Annotated in this window: 18 protein-coding genes; 6 read left to right on the top strand and 12 right to left on the bottom strand. The window is 67.9% G+C overall.

The window, feature by feature from the left end; genetic code table 11:
* Window positions 1-81 precede the first annotated feature (81 nt).
* Complete coding sequence (locus ACFV4R_RS17225) at window positions 82-1,248, top strand: DUF4439 domain-containing protein (RefSeq protein ID WP_377203694.1); 1,167 nt, start codon at window positions 82-84, stop codon at window positions 1,246-1,248.
* A gap of 29 nt (window positions 1,249-1,277) precedes the next feature.
* Window positions 1,278-2,330, top strand: a complete 1,053-nt coding sequence (locus tag ACFV4R_RS17220) for an aminoglycoside phosphotransferase family protein (RefSeq protein WP_377203693.1) — start codon at window positions 1,278-1,280, stop codon at window positions 2,328-2,330.
* Between the two features lie 35 nt (window positions 2,331-2,365).
* Here ACFV4R_RS17220 and ACFV4R_RS17215 read toward each other — a convergent pair whose 3' ends face one another.
* From ACFV4R_RS17215 to ACFV4R_RS17205, 3 genes are all read right to left on the bottom strand, one after another.
* On the bottom strand, window positions 2,366-3,757 hold the full coding sequence (locus ACFV4R_RS17215) for a pyridoxal phosphate-dependent decarboxylase family protein (protein ID WP_377203692.1): 1,392 nt from the start codon (window positions 3,755-3,757) through the stop codon (window positions 2,366-2,368).
* A gap of 78 nt (window positions 3,758-3,835) precedes the next feature.
* A complete protein-coding gene (locus ACFV4R_RS17210; RefSeq protein ID WP_091719263.1) occupies window positions 3,836-4,630 on the bottom strand; it encodes a TSUP family transporter in 795 nt (264 codons plus the stop codon).
* A gap of 8 nt (window positions 4,631-4,638) precedes the next feature.
* Window positions 4,639-6,450: a proline--tRNA ligase gene (locus ACFV4R_RS17205; RefSeq protein WP_377203691.1), complete on the bottom strand. Its 1,812-nt coding sequence runs from the start codon at window positions 6,448-6,450 to the stop codon at window positions 4,639-4,641.
* A 383-nt stretch (window positions 6,451-6,833) separates the two neighbouring features.
* Here ACFV4R_RS17205 and ACFV4R_RS17200 point away from each other — a divergent pair, with 383 nt between their 5' ends.
* Genes ACFV4R_RS17200 through ACFV4R_RS17190 form a run of 3 tightly spaced genes read left to right on the top strand, consistent with a single transcriptional unit; the run spans window position 6,834 to window position 9,125 of the window.
* The gene (locus ACFV4R_RS17200) at window positions 6,834-7,670 is read left to right on the top strand and encodes an ABC transporter ATP-binding protein (RefSeq protein WP_377203690.1); all 837 of its coding nucleotides are present in this window, start codon (window positions 6,834-6,836) and stop codon (window positions 7,668-7,670) included.
* Window positions 7,670-8,425: an ABC transporter permease gene (locus ACFV4R_RS17195; RefSeq protein ID WP_377203689.1), complete on the top strand. Its 756-nt coding sequence runs from the start codon at window positions 7,670-7,672 to the stop codon at window positions 8,423-8,425. Before ACFV4R_RS17200 ends, ACFV4R_RS17195 begins: the two co-directional genes overlap by 1 nt.
* 16 nt (window positions 8,426-8,441) lie before the next feature.
* Window positions 8,442-9,125: a TetR family transcriptional regulator gene (locus tag ACFV4R_RS17190; protein ID WP_377203688.1), complete on the top strand. Its 684-nt coding sequence runs from the start codon at window positions 8,442-8,444 to the stop codon at window positions 9,123-9,125.
* A gap of 27 nt (window positions 9,126-9,152) precedes the next feature.
* On the opposite strand, the gene ACFV4R_RS17185 is transcribed toward ACFV4R_RS17190, so the two are convergent.
* The 8 genes from ACFV4R_RS17185 to dxr form a co-directional block, all read right to left on the bottom strand.
* Complete coding sequence (locus ACFV4R_RS17185; RefSeq protein WP_377203687.1) at window positions 9,153-9,914, bottom strand: hypothetical protein; 762 nt, start codon at window positions 9,912-9,914, stop codon at window positions 9,153-9,155.
* 38 nt (window positions 9,915-9,952) lie between these two features.
* A complete protein-coding gene (locus tag ACFV4R_RS17180) occupies window positions 9,953-10,843 on the bottom strand; it encodes a GNAT family N-acetyltransferase (protein WP_377203767.1) in 891 nt (296 codons plus the stop codon).
* A complete protein-coding gene (gene ispG, locus ACFV4R_RS17175; protein ID WP_015936629.1) occupies window positions 10,806-11,972 on the bottom strand; it encodes a flavodoxin-dependent (E)-4-hydroxy-3-methylbut-2-enyl-diphosphate synthase in 1,167 nt (388 codons plus the stop codon). The genes ACFV4R_RS17180 and ispG overlap by 38 nt, the downstream gene beginning before the upstream one ends.
* A gap of 31 nt (window positions 11,973-12,003) precedes the next feature.
* Complete coding sequence (locus ACFV4R_RS17170; RefSeq protein WP_377203686.1) at window positions 12,004-12,297, bottom strand: YciI family protein; 294 nt, start codon at window positions 12,295-12,297, stop codon at window positions 12,004-12,006.
* Window positions 12,298-12,322: 25 nt separating this feature from the next.
* Window positions 12,323-12,826 (bottom strand): hypothetical protein, encoded by a 504-nt coding sequence (locus tag ACFV4R_RS17165; protein WP_377203685.1) that lies wholly within the window; start codon window positions 12,824-12,826, stop codon window positions 12,323-12,325.
* The gene (locus ACFV4R_RS17160; RefSeq protein WP_377203684.1) at window positions 12,823-13,563 is read right to left on the bottom strand and encodes a MarR family transcriptional regulator; all 741 of its coding nucleotides are present in this window, start codon (window positions 13,561-13,563) and stop codon (window positions 12,823-12,825) included. Before ACFV4R_RS17160 ends, ACFV4R_RS17165 begins: the two co-directional genes overlap by 4 nt.
* 126 nt (window positions 13,564-13,689) lie before the next feature.
* Window positions 13,690-15,021: a M50 family metallopeptidase gene (locus ACFV4R_RS17155; RefSeq protein ID WP_377203683.1), complete on the bottom strand. Its 1,332-nt coding sequence runs from the start codon at window positions 15,019-15,021 to the stop codon at window positions 13,690-13,692.
* A gap of 18 nt (window positions 15,022-15,039) precedes the next feature.
* Window positions 15,040-16,224, bottom strand: a complete 1,185-nt coding sequence (gene dxr, locus ACFV4R_RS17150) for a 1-deoxy-D-xylulose-5-phosphate reductoisomerase (protein WP_377203682.1) — start codon at window positions 16,222-16,224, stop codon at window positions 15,040-15,042.
* Window positions 16,225-16,310: 86 nt separating this feature from the next.
* On the opposite strand from dxr, the gene ACFV4R_RS17145 reads away from it, so the two are divergent.
* Entirely contained in the window at window positions 16,311-17,774 is a 1,464-nt protein-coding gene (locus tag ACFV4R_RS17145; RefSeq protein ID WP_377203766.1) for a lipase maturation factor family protein, read from the top strand.
* Between the two features lie 40 nt (window positions 17,775-17,814).
* On the opposite strand, the gene ACFV4R_RS17140 is transcribed toward ACFV4R_RS17145, so the two are convergent.
* Window positions 17,815-18,654, bottom strand: coding sequence for an HpcH/HpaI aldolase/citrate lyase family protein (locus tag ACFV4R_RS17140; protein ID WP_377203681.1), 840 nt, complete (start codon window positions 18,652-18,654; stop codon window positions 17,815-17,817).
* Window positions 18,655-18,661: the final 7 nt, after the last annotated feature.

Raw genomic sequence — 18,661 nt, 5'->3', positions numbered from 1 at the left:
TCCAGTGGTGCACCGGGATCCCCCTCCGCCGTGACACCATGGTCTGTTGTGGAAGACGACAGGCAGGAAAGAAAACCGCGGATGCGCTACGCCCGGTACGCCGTCATTTCGCTGGCAGCCCTGTTGGTCCTCAGCCTCGGATTTGCCGTCATTCCGGGCGAGCAGCCAGCTCCGGCCCCGCCGACGTTCACAGATCAGGCCCGTTCCGCTGCCCTGGAGGACGCCCTCGCACTGCGGGCCGCAGGGCTGGACCTTGCCGCCACGGCGGCAGCTGACAGCGCTGCTGGACATCCCGCGCAGGCGGTTGTGACGTTGCTGACTCTCCAGGCCCGCGCCTTCCTGCCCGCGGGTTCGCCCGCCTCACCGGCGGCCAGCCCGTCCACGCCGCCCGGCCCGGCCGCGACATCCGACCCAACGGCGTCAGCGTCCCCGGCGCCTGCTGCCGCTCCCAGTGAAGTGGATTTGGCCAAGGCCATTGCCGCCAGCGGTTCCCGCCGGCTCAAGGACGCCCAGGAGGCCGACGGCGGCATGGCGCGCCTGCTCGCGGGCGCGGGGACAGCACAGCTGCTGGCTGCCCGGCAATTGGCCGCAGCCGCCGGCGAGCCCGGCGCAGTCACAGGGGCTGCCGCGGACGGGACCGCAAGTCCCGGCCCGCAGGGTGGCTCCGCCCCCACCACATCTCCGCCGGATTGCCCGTTCCCGGCACCTGACACCACCGCCGCGCCCCTGGGCCCTACACAAGGAGGAGCGTCGCCCGGAGGCGGCAGCCTTTCCGCGGAGAGCGCCGCCGGAAAAACTCCCGGGGCGGGAACCGCCGGCGCCGCGCTGGCGGCCGTCCTGCAGGCTCAGCAGAAGGCGGCCTACGGCTACCAGGCAGCCATGCCGCGCCTGGCCCCGGGGGATGCCCGGCCGGCGTCGGAATTCCTCCTGCAGCAGCGGGCGGCCGCGGAGGAAACTGAAAACCGTCTCCGGCTGGTGTGCCAGGCACCCCGGCCGCAAGCGGCGGGATACGCCCTGGACGCAGATTTCCTCAGCGCGCCGGCCACCCGGCTGGGCACGCTCGAGGCAGCCGCTTTGCCCGTTTACGGCGACCTGGTTGCCATGACCGAGGGCACGGACAGGACATGGGCCCTCTCGATGCTTGAATCCGCTGTTACCCGGACCGCCCATTGGGGCGCCGACCCAGGCCCGGTGCCCGGCATCGTCCTGGATAGCGCCATGTTGCCCGAGCTGCCGGCCGGCGGTTAGCCCGCCCTGCAGACACTAGGCTGATGCCGATGACTCCAGCAACGAGCGTGCCCATCCCGTCCGAACTCGACGCCAGGTACCGGCGCAGCAGTTCCGGGCGGGCCTGGCTTGCCTCGCTGCCGGGACTGATTGCCGGCCGGATGGAGCAATGGAACCTGGCGTCCGGCCTGCTTCCGGGCGCCGTGCCATGGAGCGGCCATGGCGCTGTGGTGGTGCCCGTGCTGAGGGAGGACGGCACGCCGGCCGCCCTCAAGGTCGCCTACCCCCATGACGAAGCCCTCGGCGAGCCCCACGCCCTGGCGCTGTGGGCCGGTCGCGGCGCCGTGGGCCTGCTGGAGCGGGATGGTCAAACGTGCTCCATGCTCTTGGAACGGCTGGAGGCGGGCGCCTCCCTCAACGGCGTGCCGCTGGATGAGGCGGCAGCCGTTTGGGGCGGCCTGGTCCGGCAGCTCAGCCTGGTGCCCGACGCACGGCCGGAGTGGAGCGCCTTCGAACACATCGCGGCCCGCGCCGAGCAGTGGAGCGATGAATTTCCCGCGGACTGGGACCAGCTGGGCCGGCCTTTTCCGCGGTGGCTGCTCGAGGCTGCCCTTGAGGTCTGCCAGACCCGCGGCGCCGTGGGCCGCCGCTCCGCCCGTGATGTCCTGGTCCATGCGGACCTGCACTTCCTGAACATCCTGGCCCGTCCTGGCACCGGGAGGTCCGGAAACTCACAGCCCTGCGGGCGGTACGTTGCGATCGACCCGCAGCCGCTGATCGGCGAGGCCGAGTTCGCCGTGGCTCCCCTCCTGTGGAACCGGCTGTACGACCTGCCGGCGGACGGTCCGGAGGCGGCGCTGCGGCGCCGTTGCGCGGACTTCAGTACCGCGGCAGGACTGGACCCGGAGGCAGCCCGGCAGTGGGCAGTCGCCCGGGAGGTGGCGAATGCTCTCTGGTACGCGGCCGAACCCCACCATCAGGGCGACCTTGCCCGGTCGCTCTGGGTGGCCAGTACGCTGGCGGGACGGACGCTTCCCGGGCTGCCGCCGGCCTGGTCGCTGCCTGAACCGGGACAGGACCGTGGGTCCGGAACGCTCCGCTGAGTGGCCGGTTAGTTTGCCGGGGTGCAGGCAGCGCGCTAGCGCGCCCGCACGGCCGCCAGGGCGGACCTGACAGCGTCCACCGCAGTTTCAACGTCGTAGGCACCGGTCCGCCAGTTGCTGACGGACACTCGAAGGATGTCCCTGTCCCGCCACCGGGAGCCGGACATCCACACCCTGCCGTCCGCAATGATGCGGGCGGTCACGGCCCGGGTGGTGTCGTTGTCGCCGAAAGCCAGGCTGACCTGGGTGTACTGCACATCGTTGAGTACTTCCACCCCGTCGATATCGCGCAGCCCGGCAGCGATCCGTGCGGCTGCACTGGCCAGCCCGTTGACCTGTGCCGCAACACCGTCCCTGCCCAGGCTCCTGAGCGCCGCCCACACCGGGACGCCCCGGGCCCGCCGGGACAGTTCCGGCACTTTCTCGAACGGGTCGCCCGGCCCCTCGGCGTCATGCACCAGATAGCTCGCGTGCAGCCCCATGGCTGCACGCAGCGCCGGCGCGTCACGGACTATGGCGATGCCGCAGTCGTAGGGGACGTTCAGGGTCTTGTGGGCATCAGTCCCCCACGAATCGGCGCCGTCGTATCCGTCCGTCAGGTGGCGGAGTTCGGGCGACGCCGCTGCCCACAGCCCGAAGGCACCGTCGACGTGCACCCAGGCGCCGTGTTTCCTGGCCACCGTGATGGCCTCGGTGAAGGGGTCAAATGCACCGGAATGAAGGTTCCCGGCCTGCAGGCAGACGAGCGCCGGGCCGCTGCCGGCTCCCAGTGCCGCGTCCAGGGCGGCAGGAACCATCCGCCCCTGGCTGTCCGCCTCGACCACTGCCGGTCGGCCCAGCCCCAGGTACCGCAGTCCCAGGTCCACTGTGTCGTGCCGCTCACGGCCCACGAAGCAGCGGATCCGGGGCGCCCCCGCCAGGCCATCGCCGTCCAGGTCCCAGCCGGCGTCGGCAAGGAGCCGCCACCGCCCCGCAGCCATGCCGGTGAAGTTTGCCATCGTGGCGCCGGTGACGAACCCGACGTCGGAGGCCGCCGGCAATCCCAGCAGGTCCAAAAGCCACGTCCCGGCGGCTTCCTCGATGGCAGCCATGGCGGGGGTGGCGTAGCGAAGCCCGGCATTCTGGTCCCAGGCGCTGACCAGCCAGTCCGTGGCCAGCGCCGCGGGCAGGGTTCCGCCGATGACCCAGCCAAAGAAGCGGCCAGAGGGCATCGCCATAAGACCGGGTTCGGCAGCCCGCGCCAGGAAATCCACCACGTCATCCGCAGGAAGGCCCTGGTCCGGGAGGCTGCCGCCAAACACGTCCGTGAGGTCATGCGCCTCGACGGCCGGGCCCACTCGCCGGCCGGGAAGGCTGTCCAGCCAGGCCGTGGCGTGCCTGGCGGCCGCTTCCAGGGCTGGCCCGTAGGCGTCGTCGCCGTGTGACATACCTGCATGCTACGCGCTGTCCCGGGCGGCGACGAGGGGTGCCGCCGCGGGGTCGGGACCATGCCGGGGCAGGGCCGGTCAGGCGAAGTTTTCCTGCCACACGTCAAATCCGAGTTTGACGATCAGGGCGGCCACCACCACCAGGAAAACCACCCTGACGAACCGGCTTCCCTGCTTGACCGCGGTCCGCGCCCCAAGGTAGCCGCCGGCCATGTTGGCAACGCCCAGCAGGAGGCCGAGGCCCCACAGGATCGAGCCGTGCGGCAGGAAGAACATGAGGGCACCGGCATTGGTTGCCATATTCACGATCTTGGCCTTGGCACTGGCCTCCAGGAACGCGTAGCCCATGGCCGATACCAACGCGATGACCAGGAATGAGCCGGTGCCCGGACCGATCAGGCCATCATAGAACCCGATGACCGCACCGATCAGGCAGGCCACCACGTAGTGCTTGTGGCCGTCGTGCCGCAGCGCCGTGATGTCCCCGACGTTGGGCTTGAGGGCCGTGAAAAGGGCGACGGCGACCAGCGCGGCCACGATGATCGGCTTGAAAACGCTGGCGGGCAGGTTAGCCGCCAGGATCGCGCCGCCAAAGCTCCCCGCGAGGGCAATCACCGCCATGGGCAGCGCCGTCTTCAGGTCCGGCCCCACCCGGCGGTAGTAGGTGACCGCGCTGGTGGTTGTTCCGAAGATCGAACCCAGTTTATTGGTGGCCAGCGCCTGCACCGGAGTGATGCCCGGGACCAGCAGCAGCGCGGGCAACTGGATCAGCCCACCTCCGCCCACCACCGCATCGACCCAGCCGGCACCGAAACCGGCCAGGACGATGAGGATGAGGGTGGTCAGCTGGAGGTGCTCAAGACCGAAGTCCACGCCCGGGATCAGCTGTTGCGGACGGCGTTGACCACGTAGTCAACGGCCTTGTCCACCGCGACGTTCTCGGCTTCCCCGGTGCGGCGGTCCTTGATCTCCACGACGCCGTCCACCAGCCCGCGGCCCACCGCCAGGATAGTGGGCACGCCCAACAGTTCGGCGTCACCGAACTTTACGCCCGGGGACACCTTGAAGCGGTCGTCGTAAATGACGTCGAGCCCGGCGGCCTCAAGGCCCTCGGACAGCTGCTCAGCGGCGGCGAAAATGTCCTCGCCCTTGCCCACCGCCACGACGTGGACGTCGGCAGGTGCCACAGCGCGGGGCCAGGTGAGGCCCTTGGAATCGTGGTTGGCCTCGGCCAGGGCAGCCACCGCACGGGTGACGCCAACGCCGTAGGAACCCATGGTGACCGTGACCTGCTTGCCGTTCTGGTCCAGCACCTTGAGGTCCAGGGCTGCGGCGTACTTGCGGCCCAGCTGGAAGATGTGGCCCATTTCGATGCCCCGTGCGGTTTCCAGGGGGCCGGAACCGTCCGGTGCGGGGTCGCCGGCGCGGACCTCGGTGCACTCGATGACGCCGTCCCAGGTGAAGTCGCGGCCGGCAACGAGGCCGAAGACATGCTTGCCGGCCTCGTTGGCGCCGGTGATCCAGCTGGTGCCGCTGACCACCCGCGGATCCACCAGGTACAGCAGCTTGGTGGTTCCTTCGGCACCCAGGAGCGGGGCGTCCAGCGACAGGCCGGGGCCCAGGTAACCCTTGACGATCAGGGGCTGCTTCTTGAGGTCCTCTTCGCCGGCCTGCTCGAGTCCGATCTCGCCCGCTATCGGCAGGAATGCGCCGATGTTGGCCTCGACGCGCTTCAGGTCCACGCCGCGGTCGCCGGGAAGGCCGATGACCACCAGTTGGCGTTCACCGGTGGGCAGCGTGACGGCGAGGACGACGTTCTTCAGCGTGTCAGCGGCGGTCCAGGCGCCGCCGTCGGCCTCTGCCCGGGGCGCAATCTGGTTGGATGCGTTGACCAGTGTCTCGATGGTGGGTGTATCCGGGGTGGGCAGGACCTGCGCGGCAGGCGCACCCGTGAAGTCGATGTCGCCGGGCACCACAGTCGTGACGGCTTCGACGTTGGCTGCGTAGCCTGCGGCAGACCGGACGAAGGTGTCTTCGCCGATTTCCGTGGGGAACAGGAACTCCTCGCTCCGGGAGCCGCCCATGGCGCCGGCGGTGGCTGCCACAGGGACAACATCGAGGCCCAGCCGCGCGAAGATCTTCAGGTACGCGGACCGGTGGGCAGCGTAGCTGGCGTCCAGGCCGGCGTCGTCCACGTCGAAGGAGTAGGAATCCTTCATGATGAACTCGCGGCCGCGGAGGAGGCCTGCCCGGGGACGTGCCTCGTCGCGGTACTTGTTCTGGATCTGGTACAGGCTGAGGGGCAGGTCCTTGTAGGAGGAATACAGGTCCTTCACGAGGAGGGTGAACATTTCCTCGTGCGTGGGGGCCAGGAGGTAGTCGGCGCCCTTGCGGTCCTGGAGCCGGAACAGCCCCTCGCCGTATTCGGTCCAGCGGTTGGTCGCCTCATAGGGTTCACGCGGCAGCAGGGCCGGGAAGTGGACTTCCTGGGCACCGATGGCGGCCATTTCCTCGCGGATGACCTGCTCCACCTTGCGGAGTACGCTCAGGCCCAGCGGCAGCCAGGTGTAGATCCCGGGAGCCGCACGGCGGATGTAGCCGGCGCGGACCAGCAGTTTGTGGCTGGCCACCTCCGCGTCGACGGGATCTTCACGCAGGGTGCGCAGGAAAAGCTGGGACATTCTAAGGACCACGGGGGGTATCCGTTTCTGGAAAAGTGCTGGATCAGCAGGGCCGGACAAATTCGTCTGCATACTAATCTACCGGCACAGCACCACTCGCCCGGAAACAGTAGAGCCACGCCCGATTGCAAAGCCCCTGGCCCCCCAATAGGGCTGGTCATTGCATCCGGGCGTGGCTCAACGCCGTTATCGCCTTATTACAGGTGAGGACTGGTGAGACCGCCCACTCCACTCAGCGCAGCTAGATCGAACCTATGTGATGGCGGGCACGTTGACAAGTATTTTCTTCCGTGGAGGGCTATTGACCGGGAGGAAGGCCGGACTTACCTTGAATTCACCAGGTGATGAATTCCGGGCCTTCAGCCCGCGACGCCTGCTCCAGCGCGGAGGCAGCCATGACCCTTCCCACTCCGGGATCCGCAGGCAGCAGCCCTGTCCCGGACAGGCCCAACCCCGCGGCGGGTGCTGCAGTGTCCGTCTCCGGACTGACGGTACGGCGGGGCCGGAGCCCTGCGCTCCAAGACGTTGGCTTCTCCATTCCGGCCGGCCGGATCACCGGCCTGCTGGGCCCGTCCGGGAGTGGCAAAACCACCCTGATGCGCACCATCGTGGGCGTCCAGGCGGCGTCCGGTTCCGTGCAGGTGCTGGGCCGCCCCGCGGGCCATCCGATGCTGCGCCACCTGGTGGGGTACGTGACCCAGTCCCCCAGCGTTTATCCGGACCTGACGGTCGAAGCCAACGTGCGGTACTTCGGCGCCATGCACCGCAAAGGCAAAGCCGAGGTGGCGGAGGCAATTGCCGCCGTCGGCCTTGGGCCCCAGGCAAGGCAGAAGGCCGCGGACCTGTCCGGCGGCCAGCTCAGCCGCGTGTCCCTGGCCTGCGCCCTGGTGGCGCACCCGCAATTACTGGTCCTGGACGAGCCCACCGTGGGCCTTGACCCCGTGCTGAGGGCGGACCTGTGGAACCGTTTCCGGTCCCTCGCGGAGGCCGGCACCACGCTCCTGGTATCCAGCCACGTCATGGAGGAAGCCAGCCACTGCCACAGCCTGCTGTTGCTGCGCGGGGGCATGCTCCTGGCACAACTGACGCCCTCAGAACTGGCAGAACGCGGGCGCAGCAACGACCTGGAGCAGGCGTTCCTCACCATCATCACGGAACAGGAAGACCACGACGGCGGGATGCCGGTGCGCAGCGCGCCCTCGCCCGGGCGGTACGGCAGGAGGATGCGGTAATGGATGCCTGGATGCTGTTGGCCACCACCCGGAGGGTCCTGGGCCAACTCCGCCATGACCACCGGAGCATCGCCATGATCCTGGTGGTGCCCGCCCTGCTGCTGACGGCGGTCTACTACCTTTACGAGAACGAGTCGCTCCCGCCGGGGGCACCCCGAACGTTCGACCGCGTGGGCCTGATGATGCTCGCGATCTTTCCCTTCGTGGTGATGTTCCTGGTCACGTCCATCACCATGCTCCGCGAACGCACGTCCGGCACCCTTGAGCGGCTGCTCACCACACCGGTCCACAAGGCGGACCTGCTCTTCGGCTACGGTCTGGCCTTCTCCATCATGGCCGCGCTGCAGTCCCTGGTGGCCACCGCGGTGGCCTACTGGGTCTTCGGCCTCGACATCGAAGGCCCGCCAGGGCTGGTGGTGCTGATAGCGGTGATCAACGCCGTCCTGGGCGTGGCACTGGGCCTGCTGTGTTCCGCCTTCGCCAAGACCGAATTCCAGGCCGTGCAGTTCATGCCCGTGGTGGTGGTCCCCCAGATCCTGCTCTGCGGCCTTTTTGTTGCGAGGGACCGGATGAACGGTGCATTGGAAGCGATCTCCAACGTGCTGCCGCTGACCTTCTCGGTGGATGCACTCCAGGAAATCGCCTCCAACAGCGAAGCGACGGGCCAACTCTGGCAGGACACCGCAGTCATGGCTGGCATAGTCCTCGACGTCCTGCTGCTGGCCGCCCTCACCTTGCGCAGGCGCAGCGCATGACCCGCCGCGTCAGGGCATGAAGCCGCCAGGGCGTGGCAGGACGCCGCCGGAACACGGCGCGGCTCCGCAGGAGTGGGTGGAGCCTTCACCGGCACGGGACTCTCCGGCTCCGCTGCGGCGGGGCCGCCGTGGCGGCACCACGGCATCCCGGGAACACATCCTAAAAGCTGCACGCCGGACGTTCGCCGAGCACGGCTTCGAGGGAACAAGCCTCCGCCAGGTTGCGCGGGCCGCGGGCGTGGACCCCGCCATGGTGCACCACTTCTTCAGCGGAAAGGACGAACTCTTTGCCCTCTGCGTGGAACTCCCCGCGGACCCCGCAAAGGTGCTTGCCGGCGTCGCGGACGGCGATCCGGGGCAACGCGGAGAATTGCTGGTCCGCGCAGTGCTCCGCCTCTGGGAAGGCCCTGCCCAACCCGGCCTGCTGGCCTTCCTGCGGGGGTCCCTGGGGTCAAAGGCGAAGACGGCCATGCTGCGTGACGTGGTGGCGCGCACCATCATCAGCCGGGCGATGGCCGGCGTCCCGGGTACAGCCGATGAGGTGGCCCTGCGCGGGAGCCTGGTGGCAACGCAGATGGTTGGCCTGATGATGGTGCGGTACGTGGTCCGGCTGGAGCCGCTGGCCTCCGCTGCCCCCGAAGACGTGGTCCGGTCAGTCGCCCCGAATGTGCAGCGGTACCTGACCGGGACGCTGTCCTGACCGGGGTGCCTGCATGATGCGGGTGGCCTACTTGATGAGGGCTGCCGCGGAATCCAGGAGCGAACCTGCCTGCTCCTGGGCACCCGCACCGTCTGTTCCGCCGGATGCGACGGCGGTCAGCACCACACCGTGGTGGACAGCCTGGGCCGTGGTCACCGACTGTACCTGGCCGTTGGGCAGCGTCGTTTCTGTTCGGAAGGCGGTGGTTCCCTCAACCCCGCTGACGCCGCCGTCGATGCGGGTGATGGCAACGGCCACCTTGACGCCCGCCACCGTCATGACCATGTTCGAGCACTTCTCCAGGTGCTCAGAGGAGTCGGAAAACTTCGCCAGCGCGGCCTGGTCCAGTCCCGACATCAGGGAGAGAGCGGTGACCATGCCGGAGGAGGCGTCCGTGCTGAGTCCCATGGCAATTGCCGCTCCATCCATGGACGGTACCGTGCTGGAGGCCGCAAGTTCCTTGCATGCCGCCGGCTCAACGTCGATGGAGGACATCATGTCCTTGGACTGCTGCACCGTACTGGCCAACTCGTCGCCGGGAACCGGTGTCAGCCGGCGGTCTGCCGAGTCCCGCACCTCGCGGACAACTCCGGCCAGCTCCTCGCTGGTGTACGCCTTGTCCGGCGTAGGGGTGGGCGAAGGCGTGGTGGTTTCCGCCGATGGTCCGGCTGAGGCGGAGCTCCCCGACGACGCAGCGTCTCCCCCGGGCGCCGAGGTGCCCCCGCAGGCTGAAACACCAATGACGAGAACCGCAGAAGCCGCGAACGTACCCAGCACAGAAGTCTTCAATTTTCCCCCAAGTCAAGATGCGGCCCCGCGTCGGGCCGCTAGAAGAGAACTGTAGCGAACGTGCCCACCTGGCGGAAGCCGACACGTTCATAGGTGGATCTGGCCCTGACGTTGAAGCCGTTGACGTAAAGGCTGGTCAGCGGCGCGACCTTCTGCGCCTGCTCCACGACGGCGGACATGTAGCCGGAGCTCAGGCCCTTCCCGCGGTACAGCGGATTCATCCAGACCCCCTGGACCTGGGTGACCTCGGCGGTGACGGCGCCGAGCTCGGCTTTGAAGACCACTTCCTTGGCCTCGTTGAGGTGGACCAGCGAATAGCCGTGCCGGATCAGCCCTTCGACCCGGCGGCTGTAGAACTCCCGGCCGCCCAGGAACGGGGAGTAGCCCACTTCTTCTTCGAACATGGCGGCGCAGGCAGGCAGGATGCGTTCGAAGTCTGCCAGGTCTCCCAGTCCCAAGCCCGGGTTGGGCGGAACATCGGCCGGCCCGTCGATCACCATGAGGGGCTGGTCCGGCCGGATTTCGTGGGCGCGGTGGCCCAGTTCAGCGAGTTCCCCGTGAAGCGCCAGCACCGCATCCGCGGGCCCGAAAGCGGACGCGTAACGCCGGCCCGACCGGTTGGCGGCTTCGGCCACCAACGGCGCGAAGGCCGGGTCGAGCTGGATGGGGACCAGGTTGGCGCCCGCCCAGCAGGCACCTACCAGGGTGCCGTCGTCGAATACTCCAACGATGCCGGCACCACCGCTGGTGGGAGCGGCAGTACCGGCAGTGCGTAAATGCGCGAGGATGAACACGTTGGCCACGCGGTCCTGCTCAGCCAGGTGCCTGAGCGCGGCGGTGTCACCGCCGTCCAGGGTGCGGACAGATATCCCCGGCGGGTCCGGCTCGTCCTTACGAGACGCTAACCACGGGGCCACCTTTGACAGCATCTTCGCCATCGGCCTCCCCCATCTCTTCCGCGATACGCATGGCCTCTTCGATCAGTGTCTCAACAATCTGGCTCTCCGGCACAGTCTTGATGACTTCACCCTTCACAAAGATCTGTCCCTTGCCGTTGCCGGAAGCGACGCCGAGGTCGGCTTCGCGTGCTTCGCCCGGCCCGTTGACCACGCAGCCCATGACGGCGACGCGCAGCGGGATCTCCATGCCTTCCAGGCCGGCCGTGACCTGTTCCGCGAGTGTGTAGACGTCCACCTGCGCGCGTCCGCAGGACGGGCAGGACACGATTTCAAGCTTGCGGGGCCGCAGGTTCAGCGACTGCAGGATTTGGTTGCCCACCTTGATTTCCTCAACGGGCGGGGCCGAGAGGGAGACGCGGATGGTGTCGCCGATGCCACGGGAGAGCAGTGCGCCGAAGGCGGTGGCGGACTTGATGGTTCCCTGGAATGCCGGACCGGCCTCGGTCACGCCGAGGTGGAGGGGCCAGTCACCCTTTTCAGCGAGCATTTCGTAGGCGGCCACCATGATCACGGGGTCGTTGTGCTTGACCGAGATCTTGAAGTCGTGGAAGCCGTGCTCTTCGAAGAGGGAGGCTTCCCAGACGGCGGATTCAACCAGGGCCTCGGGGGTGGCCTTGCCGTACTTTTTGAGAATTCCCGGTTCCAGCGAGCCGGCATTGACGCCGATGCGGATGGAGGTTCCGTGGTCCCGGGCGGCCGCGGCAATTTCCTTGACCTGGTCATCAAACTTGCGGATGTTGCCGGGGTTGACCCGGACCGCTGCGCAACCGGCTTCGATGGCGGCGAAGACGTACTTGGGCTGGAAGTGGATGTCCGCGATGACCGGAATCTGGGACTTGCGGGCAATGATGGGCAATGCTTCGGCATCATCGGCCGACGGGCATGCAACGCGCACGATGTCACAGCCGGAGGCGGTCAGTTCCGCGATCTGTTGCAGTGTGGCGTTGATGTCGGTGGTGGGCGTGGTGGTCATCGACTGCACGCTGATGGGGGAATCCGAGCCGACTCCCACCGAACCGACTTTGATCTGGCGCGTCTTGCGGCGCGGGGCAAGGACGGGCGGCGGTGCTGCGGGCATTCCCAGGCTGACCGAGGTCACGTGGACTCCTAGAGGTGAAGGGGGAAACGGCTTAGGCTGCGAGGCCGGCGAGCATGCCGGTCACGGGTGACCATTCGGTGACGCGGATGCCGGCAATAACCCCGGCAGCGGCGAACGGATCCTGCTTGAGGACCGAGTTCAGGGATGCTTCGTTGTCCGCTTTGAAGATCAGCAGCGCTCCGGCGCCGTCTCCATAGGGTCCGCTGGCCAGGATCACGCCGTCCCCGGCCAGGCCGCCGGTCCATTCGCGGTGGGCGGGCCGTGCCTCGTTGCGTGCTTCGGTGGAATCGGCGGCGTAAACGTACTCAACGGCAAAAACTGTCATAGCGCTACCCTATCGCTCCGCCGGCCTAGGCCAGGAAAATCACCTTCACGGCGGCCGCTATCCCTGCGGCCCACAGCATGGACGCCAGGGTGCCGATGATGAAGCGCTCCGCAGCCACCGGGGTTTCCTTGAGTTCGGCGAACCGGCCCAGCCCCTTGATGGCGACGATGTACGCGATGGCAACGGGCTGGCCCGCCAGGATGGCCAGGCAGACGCCGAGCCGCTCCAGGACGCCGATGATGGCACCGCCGCGGAGGATCCGCTGGACGGGTGCGGCGGGAACGTCCGACGCCGGCAGGCCAGTGTGCGCCGTCAGCTCACCGTTGACAGCCTGGCCGGGTTCGTTCGGGGCCCGGCCCGGGACGTCCACCGTGACATCTGCCGAGGGGTCCTCTGCAGTGTCACGTCCCTTGGCTGCCGCGTCCGCTTTGTCGTCAATCGTCCGGGCCAGCCGGAAAACGAGGGCGGTGACGGGCCAGCCGCCAAAACCTGCCGCCAACAGTGCGGCAGCGATCCACAATGCGGTCACCGGTCTCCTTTGGTATGGGCAAGGGCGTAATCCAGGAGCATTGCCGCTGCCGGCCTGGCAGCCCATTCTTCCTGCCACCCGGAACGAAGGACGGCACGGCTCACCGACTGCTCCGTAATTCCCAGTTCCCGGGCCACGGGCTTCTGGCTGCCATGCCTGCCCCCTCCGCCCGCTGCCCGCAGCCGGTCGACCACCCGCCACTGCGCTTCCGTCCGCTGTTGGACCAGCCGTCCTATGAGGCGCAGGACGGCCTGGGCATTCGCTGCGGCGTTCATGGCTGCATTCGCTGCATCGGTTGCGGCAGTCGGTTCGGCGTTCGTTCCAGCAGTGGCTCCGTTGTTCGTGCCGGTGGGCTCTTCCCGGGAATTCCGGGGTGCGCCTTTGACACTGCCCATGGTGCCCGCCACCACCGACAACGGAACGTGGCCGGCCGCACCCTTGGCGATTTCCACTGCGGCGCGGGCCGCCACGAAGCCGCTTCCGGTGCCTTCGCGCGGGCTCCGGCCAGGCTCGAGACGGACGTCGCCGATGCCAATACCGACGTACCAGTGCCCGCTCCGCAAGGCGTGCAGTGCAATGTCCACCACGTCCCGGGCGTCGCCCACGGTGCCCTGGAGTTCGTCGCCGACGGAGCGTTCGAAGTGCGCACCGGTCAGGCTGTGCAGTTCCGCGATCAGGTGGGGCACGCGGTCAACGTCCGAGGTGCTGCCCCGCTGGTCGATGGTGAGTACGTACATGCCTCAACCATATGCGGGTGATACCCAATAATCAATCATAAAAAGCTGATTATTCAATATCAGCTATATTTAGCTGATTATCGCCAGTCAACCACTGGAAGCTACAGATTCTTCCAGGCATGTCCGTCAGCCGAAGAGGTTCACGGGTTTGACGATGTCGGCGTAGATCAACAGCGCACTCATGCCCATCAGCAGGGCGGCCACCACGTACGTCACCGGGAGCAGCTTGGCGATGTCGAAGGCGCCGGGATCCGGCTTCCCGAAGAGTTTCGCCACCTGGCGCCGTGCACCCTCGTACAGCGCACCGGCCACATGGCCGCCGTCGAGCGGCAGCAGCGGAACCAGGTTGAAGACGGCCAGGGCGAAGTTCAGTCCGGCGAGCAGCCCCACCAGGGTGGCCACGCGGGACTGCAGCGGAATCTCTTCCATGGCGGCTACCTCGCCGGCTACCCGCCCCACGCCCACCACGCTGATGGGTCCGTTGGGATCGCGCGGTTCCTCGCTGAAGGCTGCCTTCGCCACGCCCACCACGCGGGCCGGGAGGTTGAAGATCACTCCTGCCACCTGCCGGATGTTCTCCCCCGCCATGGGCAGGACGGACGACGCCGGCTGCGGGACCAGTTCGGTCTGCGAACCGATGCCGAGGAAGCCCACGTCCTGGTAGCGCAGGGTGCCCGACGCATCGGTTTCCTGCCGGCCGTCGACGCCGATGATGGGCCGGGCGGAGAGGACGGGGGTGACAGAGGTGGACACCGAAGACCCGCCGCGCTCAACCGTGATGGCCACTTCCCTGCCCGCAGAGGCGCGGATCCATTCGGTCAGCTGGTCCCAGCTGGTGACTTGTTTTCCGTCGAAGGACGTGACGGTGTCGTTGGGCTGGAGCCCGGCCGCGGCCGCCGGGGTCAGCTGGCAGTCGGCAGAATCCGGGTCCACTGTTTCGCCGGCGGCAACCTGGCATTTGGAGACATCCGAGATGGTGGTGGTTGCCGTGGCCGTGCCGAATCCCATGAGGAGGACGGCCATGAGGAGGACGCCGAGGATCATGTTCATGGCGGGCCCGCCCAGCATGACAATGACTTTCTTCCAGACCGGAAGGCGGTAGAAGACGCGTTTTTCGTCTCCGGGGCCAACTTCCTCATGCGCCATGGACCTGGCCTCGGTGGCCAGCGTCTGGAACATCCCGGTGCTGGAGGGCCGGACGGAGCCGTCCTCCTTGTTGGGCGGGTACATGCCGATCATGGATACGTAGCCGCCCAGCGGGATGGCCTTCACACCGTATTCGGTTTCGCCCTTCCGCCTGGACCACAGGGTAGGGCCGAAACCGATCATGTACTTGGTGACGCGCACTTTGAAGAGCTTGGCGGGTACCAGGTGTCCCACTTCGTGCAGCGCAATGGACGCGGCGATGCCGATGGCTACGAAGACGACGCCGAGGATGAAAAGAAGAACGGGGGTCATGGAGGTACTGCTGCTTCCCTAGAGACTGCTGACTGCTAAACGTTCGTGGGCGCGGGCCCGTGCCCAGCTCTCAGCATCCAGCACGGATTCCACCGTCAGCCGGGAGGAACCTGTGTGTTCGCTGAGGACCGCATCCACGGTGTCCACGATGTCCGTGAAGCGGATCCGCCCGGCGTGGAAGGCTGTCACGGCTTCCTCGTTGGCGGCGTTGAAGACCGCGGGGAAGGTGCTCCCCTGCTTCGCCGCGTCCTTGGCAAGGTCCACGGCGGGAAAGGCTGCTGCGTCGAGCGGCTCGAAGGTCCAGGTGGCGGCCTTGGTCCAGTCGCACGGCGCGGCGGCGTTGGGTACCCGGTCCGGCCACCCCATCCCCAGCGCGATGGGCAGTCGCATGTCCGGCGGGGAGGCCTGCGCAATGGTGGAGCCGTCCACGAACTGCACCATGGAGTGCACCACGGACTGGGGATGGACCACCACGTCGATCCGGTCCAGCGGGATGTCGAACAGCAGGTGGGCTTCGATGACTTCGAGCCCCTTGTTGACCAGGGTGGCGGAGTTGGTGGTGACCATCAGCCCCATGTCCCAGGTGGGGTGGGCGAGGGCTTCCTGCGGGGTGACTCCGTGCAGTTCTTCCCGGCTCCGGCCGCGGAAGGGCCCGCCGGAGGCGGTGAGGACCAGTTTGTCCACTTCCGCTGCGCTGCCCGAACGCAGGCATTGGGCGATGGCGGAGTGTTCGGAGTCCACGGGAACGATCTGCCCGTCGCGCGCAGCAGCCTTCACCAGCGAGCCGCCCACGATCAGCGATTCCTTGTTTGCCAGCGCCAGCGTGGCGCCGGACTTCAGCGCGGCAAGGGTGGGTGCAAGGCCGATGGACCCGGTGATGCCGTTGAGCACCACGTCGGCTTCAACCTCCGCGATGCGCGTGGAGGCATCCGGTCCGGCGATGATCTCCGGGCGGTAGCCGGAGCGGCCCGCTGCGGCGGCTGCTTCGTCGATCAGCACGGCAAGCTCGCGGGCGTCCCCGGCGGCGATGCCGATGGCGGCCGCACCTGTGTGGACGGCCTGCCGGGCCAGGAGCTTGAGGTTGCCGCCCCCGGCGCTCAGTGCCACGACCTCGAAAAGATGCGGGGCGCCGTCGACGACGTCAATCGCCTGGGTGCCGATGGAACCGGTGGATCCGAGGATGGCGATTCTGCGTGGCTGCATGGGTTAAGTATCCCGCACCCACGCGGTCCGGTGCGCCGCGGCGTGCACTCCTTGACCCCGCCGCGGCCGGGCGTAACGTGGATTTCGTGGACTGGCTTTCCTGGTTCGACGCCGCGGACTACGAGTTCGCCCGGCAGGTGCTGCAGCGGGGAGTGGCCGCGCTGTTCTTCGTGGCGTTCCTGTCCTCGCTCAACCAGTTCCCGGCGCTGCTGGGTGAGCGCGGGCTGCTTCCGGTGCCCGACTACATGTCCGGCTTCAGCCGGCTGCGCCGGCCCACGCTGTTCCGTTGGCGCTATTCGGACGGCCTCCTGCGGGGCGTCTGTGCAACCGGGCTGGTGGTCTCAGCCCTCCTGGCAGCCGGCATTCCGCAACTGGGACCGCCATGGGTGCCGCTGATCGCCTTCCTGGCCCTGTGGCTGCTGTACATGTCGATCGTGAACGTGGGGCAGACCTTCTACGGCTTCGGCTGGGAGATGCTGCTGCTGGAGGCCGGTTTCACCGTGGCTTTCCTGGGTTCGGACCAGACCGATCCCCCGCGGACCATCCTGATCCTGGTGGCGTGGCTGGTGTTCCGGCTCGAATTCGGTGCGGGGATGATCAAGATCCGCGGCGGCCGGGAATGGCGGGACCTCACTGCCCTCTACTACCACCACGAAACCCAGCCCATGCCGGGGCCGCTCAGCCGGCAGGCGCACCTGCTGCCCAAGCCGCTCCACCGGATGGAAGTGGTGGGCAACCACTTCGCCCAGCTCGTGGTGCCGTTCCTCCTGTTCGCGCCCCAGCCCGTTGCCAGTGCGGCAGCGGCCATCATCATCGCCACCCAGCTCTGGCTGGTGGCATCCGGAAACTTCGCCTGGCTGAACTGGATCGCCATTGTGCTGGCGTTCGCCGCCGTCAGCGACCCCGTAGCGCACGCGGTCCTGCCGGTAATCCCGTTGGACTGGCACGGGGAGGCCGGCCGTGCAACGCCGCTGTGGTGGCTGGCTGTCACGCTGGCGGCCACGGCCCTGCTGCTGGCCCTGAGCTACCAGCCGCTGCGCAACCTGTTCTCGCGCCGGCAGTTGATGAACGCCAGCTTCAACCGCTGGCAGCTGGTCAACGCCTACGGTGCCTTCGGAACTGTGACCCGGGAACGCATCGAGATCGTGGTGGCAGGGACCCTCGACGATGACCCTGACGATTCCTCTGACTGGCGTGAATACGGGTTCAAGGGCAAGCCCGGGGACCTGCGCCGGACACCACGCCAGTGGGCGCCGTACCACCTGCGGCTGGACTGGCTGATGTGGTTCCTGCCGCTGCGGACCGTCCACGAGGAATGGTTCTACGCCTTCCTCGGCAAGCTGCTGGAAGCGGACCGGACCACCCTGCGGCTGCTCCGGCATGACCCGTTCGACGGCGGGGCGCCGCGCTGGGTGCGCGTCCGCCGGTACCACTACCGGTTCGCCACCCGGGCGGAGTTCCGGGCGTCCGGGAACCGCTGGCTGCGCACGTTCCTCTCCGAACCGATCCCGCCCCTGTCACTGCGGCGCCCGCAGGGACGGCAGGGCTAGCAGGACAACTGCCCGCCAGCCCGCAGGACGCAGCGGACCGTCAGGCTTTCTGGCCGGCCCGCCGGAGGATGGATTCGGCGTGCTTGAGGATGGGCCCGTCGATCATTTTTCCGTGATGCCGGAAAACGCCCGAGCCGGCCTCCGCTGCAGCGTCCAGCAGCTCCGCGGCAGCGGCGACATCGGCATCGGACGGGGCGTAGGCTTCCCGCACCACGGCGGCCTGCGTGGGGTGGATGCAGGCTTTGGAGCTGAATCCGGACGCGACGGCGTCGGCAGCTTCGGCGGCCAGGCCGTCAGTGTCCGGGATGTTGACGTACACGGCGTCAACCGCCTGCTTCCCGAAGGCCCGGGCAGCCACCAGGACCGTTGACCGCGCGTGCAGGGCGACGGCCCGGTAGCCGCCGTCGTCCGTCCTGCTGGAGGTGCCGCCCAGGGTGGCGAGCAGGTCCTCGGCACCCCACATCAGGGCCACAACATTAGGGGCAGCGGCAATGGCGGGAGCGTTCAGGACGCCCAGTGCCGTTTCACACAGGGCCACCACCTGGTAGCCCGCCAGCGCTTTGAGCTGGTCCGCGCTTTCGGCTTTGGCCAGCATCACCGTCCTGTAGGGCGTGTGCGCCAGGCAGTGCAGGTCTTTTTCGAACTCCTCGGTGCCCGCGGGGTTGATCCTGACGATGGTGCGGCTGGGATCAAGCTCGGGTTCCTCGCCTGCGGAACCCACCTGGGCAAGGATGGCGCCGCGGGCGCGCTGCTTGTCCGCCGGCGCCACCGCGTCCTCGAGGTCAAGGATGACGGCGTCAGCGCGGGCGGCGGCTTTCCGGTACCGTTCGGGCCGGTCGGCGGGGCAGAAGAGGAGGGCGGGGCCCATCGCAAAGGTCATACAGCCA

This window comes from Pseudarthrobacter sp. NPDC059871 (assembly GCF_042731175.1).
GTDB lineage: Bacteria > Actinomycetota > Actinomycetes > Actinomycetales > Micrococcaceae > Arthrobacter.
The sequence above is the reverse complement of the archived record's forward strand: the minus strand, read 5'-3'. Positions and strand labels throughout refer to the sequence as shown.

Excerpts from the sequence above, each read along its gene's own strand:
- ACFV4R_RS17225 (WP_377203694.1), top strand. The coding sequence starts at position 82 with ATGCGCTACGCCCGGTACGCCGTCATTTCGCTGGCAGCCCTGTTGGTC.
- ACFV4R_RS17220 (WP_377203693.1), top strand. The coding sequence starts at position 1,278 with ATGACTCCAGCAACGAGCGTGCCCATCCCGTCCGAACTCGACGCCAGG.
- ACFV4R_RS17215 (WP_377203692.1), bottom strand. The coding sequence starts at position 3,757 with ATGTCACACGGCGACGACGCCTACGGGCCAGCCCTGGAAGCGGCCGCC.
- ACFV4R_RS17200 (WP_377203690.1), top strand. The coding sequence starts at position 6,834 with ATGACCCTTCCCACTCCGGGATCCGCAGGCAGCAGCCCTGTCCCGGAC.
- ACFV4R_RS17195 (WP_377203689.1), top strand. The coding sequence starts at position 7,670 with ATGGATGCCTGGATGCTGTTGGCCACCACCCGGAGGGTCCTGGGCCAA.
- ACFV4R_RS17190 (WP_377203688.1), top strand. The coding sequence starts at position 8,442 with ATGAAGCCGCCAGGGCGTGGCAGGACGCCGCCGGAACACGGCGCGGCT.
- ACFV4R_RS17180 (WP_377203767.1), bottom strand. The coding sequence starts at position 10,843 with ATGCTGTCAAAGGTGGCCCCGTGGTTAGCGTCTCGTAAGGACGAGCCG.
- ACFV4R_RS17170 (WP_377203686.1), bottom strand. The coding sequence starts at position 12,297 with ATGACAGTTTTTGCCGTTGAGTACGTTTACGCCGCCGATTCCACCGAA.
- ACFV4R_RS17160 (WP_377203684.1), bottom strand. The coding sequence starts at position 13,563 with ATGTACGTACTCACCATCGACCAGCGGGGCAGCACCTCGGACGTTGAC.
- ACFV4R_RS17155 (WP_377203683.1), bottom strand. The coding sequence starts at position 15,021 with ATGACCCCCGTTCTTCTTTTCATCCTCGGCGTCGTCTTCGTAGCCATC.
- dxr (WP_377203682.1), bottom strand. The coding sequence starts at position 16,224 with ATGCAGCCACGCAGAATCGCCATCCTCGGATCCACCGGTTCCATCGGC.
- ACFV4R_RS17140 (WP_377203681.1), bottom strand. The coding sequence starts at position 18,654 with ATGACCTTTGCGATGGGCCCCGCCCTCCTCTTCTGCCCCGCCGACCGG.